Below are 5135 nucleotides of genomic sequence, written 5' to 3'. Positions count from 1 at the left end.
GGCGCCGCGGACGGACGCCGCACCGGCCCCCAGGCCGCGCTCGACGCCCGAGGCGCAGGGCGGGGGGCGCGATCCCGATCAGCCCGCGAGCCCCGAGGTCCCGAGGAACTCCTTCACCGCACCCGAGATCTCGTCGCGGACGGCCTGACGGTCGGCCGTGGCGACGCCGTCGCCCGGCTGCGGACCGTAGTCGCCGAAGGCGGCGTGATTCGCGCCCGCGATGAGCACCGACTCCGCGTCGGCGGGGAGCAGGTGCGCAGCGCTCGCGACCTTCTCGGGCGTGCTCAGGCCGTCGTGCTCGCCGACGAGCGAGAGCACCGCGAGATCCGTGCCCGAGAGGTCGTTCGCGCAGTAGCTGCCGAAGAGCACGAGGCCGACGACGTCGGGAGCCGCGTCATCCGCCCCGCCCTCGACGAGCTGGCACGCGCGGACGCCGCCGAGGGAGTGCCCGCCGACCATCCACCGCGACACGTCCGGCGCCGCCTCGGTGAACGCCTCGAGCGGCCGGGTGTCGAAGAACGCCAGGTTGAGGGTCGGATGGGTCACGACCACCGTCATCCCGGTCTCCTCGACGATCCCGGAGAGCTTGTACAGGTACGCGCTCGGCTCGACCTTGGCTCCCGGGATGAAGACGAGCCCCAGGTCGGCGCCCGCGGCGGCCGGCTCGAGCAGGAACCCGCTGTCGGTTCGACTGATCTCGACCGCGGCGGAGCGCCACGCATCGAGGGAGGCCTCGCGTTCGCCGGAGAACACCGTGTGCGACCACACGAGGAAGCCGACCACGGCGAGCGCGACGACGCCCAGCACGCCGACGATCACGGCGCCCGCGCGACGCATCACAGCTCGGACCCGTCGACCTGGAAGGTGTTGCAGGCGCCGACTCCCTCCTCGTATCCGGTCGCGAACCAGCGCACGCGCTGCTCGCTCGTGCCGTGCGAGAAGGTGTGCGGGGTGACCTGGCCCTGCGTCGCCTCCTGGATGCGGTCGTCGCCGACCGCGGCTGCGGCGTCGATCGCCTGCTGGTACTCCTCGCGGGTGATCGGCCGAAGGAACGTCTCGCCGTTGGCGTCCTCCGTGCTCGCGGCGGCGCCGGCCCAGGCGCCGGCGAAGCAGTCGGCCTGGAGTTCGACGCGCACGGCGTTCGAGGTCGGGCCGGTCTGCCCGTCGCGAGTCGAGTCGAGCACGCCCGCGATGTTCTGGATGTGGTGACCGTACTCGTGCGCGACGACGTACATCTCGGCGAGCGGTCCGCCCTCGGCGCCGAAGCGCTGCTCGAGCTGGTCGTAGAACGAGGTGTCGATGTAGATCGTCTGGTCGGGCGGGCAGTAGAACGGTCCGGTCGCCGACGACGCGTTGCCGCAGCCGGTCGCGACGGCCTGGTCGAAGAGCACGAAGCCCTGGGGCCGCACGTAGTCCACGCCGATGCCCGGCGACGCCTCCGACCAGTACGTGTCGAGCGAGGCATCCGCGCCCTTCATGCGGCAGTCGATCTGCTCGTTCGCGTCCTGGCCGGTCTGGCACTGCTCGAGCGTCGAATCCTCGCTCGTGGTGCCGCCGCCGGTGCCGCCGAGCAGGCCGGTCAGGTCGACGCCGAGGAACGAGCCGACCAGCACGAGCGCGAGGACGCCGAGGCCGCCGCCCACGGCGATGCCGGTGTTCCGTCCGCGCCGAGAGGTGCGGCCGCCGCCGATGTCGGCCTTGGGGTTGAACGTCATGGCACGAAACTACCGCGCCGGATCGCCCTCGGGCTCCGCCTTCCGCTCGTCGTCGACCGGGGCTACGCTCGACGGCTGGGGTGAGGACTCGGGCGCGCGCTCCTGCGCGTCATCGTCATCGTCGTCGTCGTCGTCATCGTCATCGTCCGAGTCGTCGTCGTCCTCGTCCGAGTCGTCGTCGTCGTCCTCGTCCGAGTCGTCGTCGTCCGAGTCGTCGTCGTCGTCCGAGTCGTCGTCGCCGTCGCGGTCGTCGTCGTCGCCGTCGCCGTCGGAATCGTCGTGCTCGGCCTCGAGGTCCTCGCGTTCCTCTGCCTCGACGTCGTCCACGTCGCCCTCGTCCTCGTCGCCCTCGTCACCGTCGGCGACGGCGACGTCGACGGAGCCGGCGCCGACCAGTCCCTGATCGACGGTGGCGAAGCGATCCGTCGCCGCGATGAGCGCGTCGAGGATCCCGGGCTCGTCGAACGCGTGCCCGGCGTCGTCGATGATCCGGAACTCCGCCTCCGGCCAGGCCCGGTGGAGGTCCCACGCGGTCATCACGGGCGTGCAGATGTCGTAGCGCCCCTGGATGATCACGGCGGGGATGTCGCGCAGGCGATGCGCGTCGCGGATGAGCTGGCCCTCGTCCCACCAGCCGCCGTGGCGGAAGTAGTGGTTCTCGATCCGCGCGAACGCCGTGGCGTACTCCGGCGAGGTGAAGCGGGCGATGGTGTCGGCCTGCGGCAGCAGGGTGATCGTCGACGACTCCCATCGCGACCAGGCGATCGCGGCGGGCTGGTGCACGGCCGGATCCGGGTCGGTCAGGAGGCGGTGGTAGGCCTCGATCAGGTGCACCCGCTCGCCGATCGGGACGGGCGCGAGGAAGTCCTCCCAGAGGTCGGGGAAGATCGCGGACGCCCCGCCCTCGTAGAACCAGTCCAACTCCTGGCGGCGCAGCGTGAAGATGCCCCGCAGCACGATCTCGGTGACGCGCTCGGGATGGGTCTCGGCGTAGGCGAGCGCGAGCGCGCTGCCCCACGAGCCGCCGAGCACCTGCCAGCGGTCGATGCCGAGATGCGCGCGCAGGCGCTCCATGTCGGCGATGAGGTGCCAGGTCGTGTTCGCCGACAGCACGGCGCCGGGCTCGGAGGCGTGCGGGATGGACAGGCCGCACCCGCGCTGGTCGAACAGGACGATGCGGTACCTGGCGGGGTCGAACAGTCGCCGGTGCGCCGGCGACGTGCCCCCGCCGGGCCCGCCGTGGAGGAACACGACGGGCTTGCCGTCGCGATTGCCCGAGACCTCCCAGTAGATGTGCTGGCCGTCGCCGACGTCCAGCATCCCGGTCTCGAGCGGCTCGATCTCCGGATACAGTTCCCTCATCGGTTCCCCCTTGTCCGCTCACGCTAGCGAACGAGCGGATGCCACGCTCGCGGCGCGCCGCCGCGGGGGCCGGGCCCGACCGTGTCGGCAGCCTCCCAGCGTCGCGGCCTAGCGTGCGGGCATGCGTCCGATACGAGAGCCCGTCGGTCCCGGCCAGGAGTCCGTCTGGGACTATCCGCGGCCGCCGCGCGTCGAGGCGGTCGACGTGCGGGTCACGATCGACCTCGGCGGTGACCGCATCGCCGATACGCGCGACGTGGTCCGCGTGCTCGAGACGAGTCATCCGCCCGTCTACTACCTGCCGATCGACGCGTTCGCGCCCGGTGCGCTGGTGCCGACCGCGGGTTCGTCGTTCTGCGAGTTCAAGGGTGCGGCGAGGTACTTCGACGTGCGGGGCGGCGATCGCGCCGCTCACCGCGCCGCCTGGAACTACCCGACGCCCTCGCCCGGGTTCGAGGTGCTCCGCGACCGCGTCGCCGTCTACGCGGGTCCGATGGACGCCTGCACGGTCGACGGCGAGCGGGTGCTCCCCCAGCCCGGCGGCTTCTACGGCGGGTGGATGACCTCGATGGTCGCGGGACCGGTCAAGGGCGCGCCCGGCACCATGGGGTGGTGAACGCCGCGGCGTAGGCTCGTGGGCATGAGCCGCAGACCGGTCACGATCACGATCACCGGCGCCGGGGGGCAGATCGGCTACGCGCTGCTGTTCCGCATCGCCTCGGGCGCCCTGCTCGGTCCCGACACCGCCGTGCGCCTGAACCTCCTCGAGATCCCGCAGGGCCTCCGCGCCGCCGAGGGCGCTGCGCTCGAACTGCAGGACTCGGCGTTCCCGCTGCTCGCGCACGTCGAGGTGACGGCCGATCCGAACGTCGCCTTCGACGGAGCGAACGCCGCACTCCTCGTGGGTGCGCGGCCGCGCACCGCGGGCATGGAGCGCGGAGACCTCCTCGAGGCGAACGGCGGCATCTTCGGGCCGCAGGGGCGAGCGATCAACGACCACGCAGCCGACGACGTGCGCGTCGTGGCCGTCGGCAACCCGGCGAACACGAACGCCCTCATCGCCGCGTCGCACGCGCCGGACGTGCCGAAGGAGCGGTTCACGGCGCTCACGAGGCTCGACCACAACCGTGCGCTCGGGCAACTCGCCGCCGCCGTGGCCACGCCGGTCGGCGGGATCCGGGGCGTCACGATCTGGGGCAACCACTCGGCGACCCAGTTCCCCGACCTCGCGCACGCGACGGCGGACGGCGATCCGGTCCCCGCGCTGCTCGCCGCCCGGCTGGGCGGGACGGATGCGGCGCGGGAGTGGTTGGTCGACGAGTTCATCCCGCGCGTGGCCAAGCGCGGCGCCGAGATCATCGAGGTCCGCGGCTCGTCGTCGGTCGCGTCGGCGGCGTCCGCGACGATCGACCACATGCGCGACTGGATGCTCGGCACCGGCGATCGCGGGCGCACGAGCGCGGCGACCTGGTCGAACGGCGAGTACGGCGTCGCGGAGGGCGTGATCTCCTCGTTCCCCGTCGTGGCCGAGGGCGGGACGTGGACCGTCGTCGAGGGGCTCGCCGTGGACGCGTTCGCCCGCGCGCGCATCGACGCGTCGGTCGCCGAGCTCGTCGAGGAGCGCGAGGCGGTGCGTGCGCTCGGCCTGATCTGACGGCGACGGATGCCACGGCTCGCCGCGCGCGGCATCCGCCCGGCCCGTCGGTTGCCGGGGGTCGCACGCGACGGCAGCGCCTACGCTGGCAGCATGCCCGCTCGCGAACCCCTCTCCCCCGCTCGTCGACGCCAGCTCATCGTCGGGCTCGTCGTCGGGCTCGTCATCGGACTCGTCGTGAGCCTCTGGACCGGGTTCTGGCTGTGGCTCGCCGCGGGACTCGCGGTCGGACTCGCCGCCGGCGCCATCATGAAGCCGCCCGGGGAGGACGACGGCTCGCAGCGCTCGTCGCGGCGCTGATCCCGCCGCACGCGACGACGGGCCGGGCGCTGCGCGCCCGGCCCGTCCCATCCCCGCGCTATCGCTTGGACTTCTCCGACTTCTCCGGCGTGGGCAGCGTGCCC

Annotated in this window: 5 protein-coding genes and 1 pseudogene; 3 read left to right on the top strand and 3 right to left on the bottom strand. The window is 72.8% G+C overall.

Going from position 1 to position 5135, the window contains the following annotated elements; all coding sequences use genetic code 11:
- Nucleotides 1-78: 78 nt before the first annotated feature.
- The 3 genes and pseudogenes from ESO86_RS11195 to pip form a co-directional block, all read right to left on the bottom strand.
- Complete coding sequence (locus ESO86_RS11195; RefSeq protein ID WP_129235036.1) at nt 79-837, bottom strand: alpha/beta hydrolase; 759 nt, start codon at nt 835-837, stop codon at nt 79-81.
- The gene (ypfJ, locus tag ESO86_RS11190; RefSeq protein WP_129235034.1) at nt 837-1715 is read right to left on the bottom strand and encodes a KPN_02809 family neutral zinc metallopeptidase; all 879 of its coding nucleotides are present in this window, start codon (nt 1713-1715) and stop codon (nt 837-839) included. The genes ESO86_RS11195 and ypfJ overlap by 1 nt, the downstream gene beginning before the upstream one ends.
- A 411-nt stretch (nt 1716-2126) precedes the next feature.
- Nucleotides 2127-3077, bottom strand: a pseudogene (pip, locus tag ESO86_RS11185) (prolyl aminopeptidase); the annotation flags it as partial.
- Between the two features lie 121 nt (nt 3078-3198).
- Between pip and ESO86_RS11180 the strand changes: the two are divergent.
- The 3 genes from ESO86_RS11180 (at nt 3199) to ESO86_RS11170 (ending at nt 5031) form a co-directional block, all read left to right on the top strand.
- Nucleotides 3199-3693 (top strand): DUF427 domain-containing protein, encoded by a 495-nt coding sequence (locus ESO86_RS11180; protein ID WP_129235030.1) that lies wholly within the window; start codon nt 3199-3201, stop codon nt 3691-3693.
- Between the two features lie 24 nt (nt 3694-3717).
- Nucleotides 3718-4731 carry a malate dehydrogenase gene (locus tag ESO86_RS11175; RefSeq protein ID WP_129235029.1) on the top strand — a complete coding sequence of 338 codons (1014 nt, stop codon included), beginning with the start codon at nt 3718-3720 and terminating at the stop codon, nt 4729-4731.
- A gap of 93 nt (nt 4732-4824) precedes the next feature.
- Entirely contained in the window at nt 4825-5031 is a 207-nt protein-coding gene (locus tag ESO86_RS11170) for an HPP family protein (protein ID WP_129235027.1), read from the top strand.
- Nucleotides 5032-5135: the final 104 nt, after the last annotated feature.

This window comes from Agromyces binzhouensis (genome assembly GCF_004135055.1).
GTDB lineage: Bacteria > Actinomycetota > Actinomycetes > Actinomycetales > Microbacteriaceae > Agromyces > Agromyces binzhouensis.
This window is presented reverse-complemented; position numbering and strand designations above follow the sequence as displayed.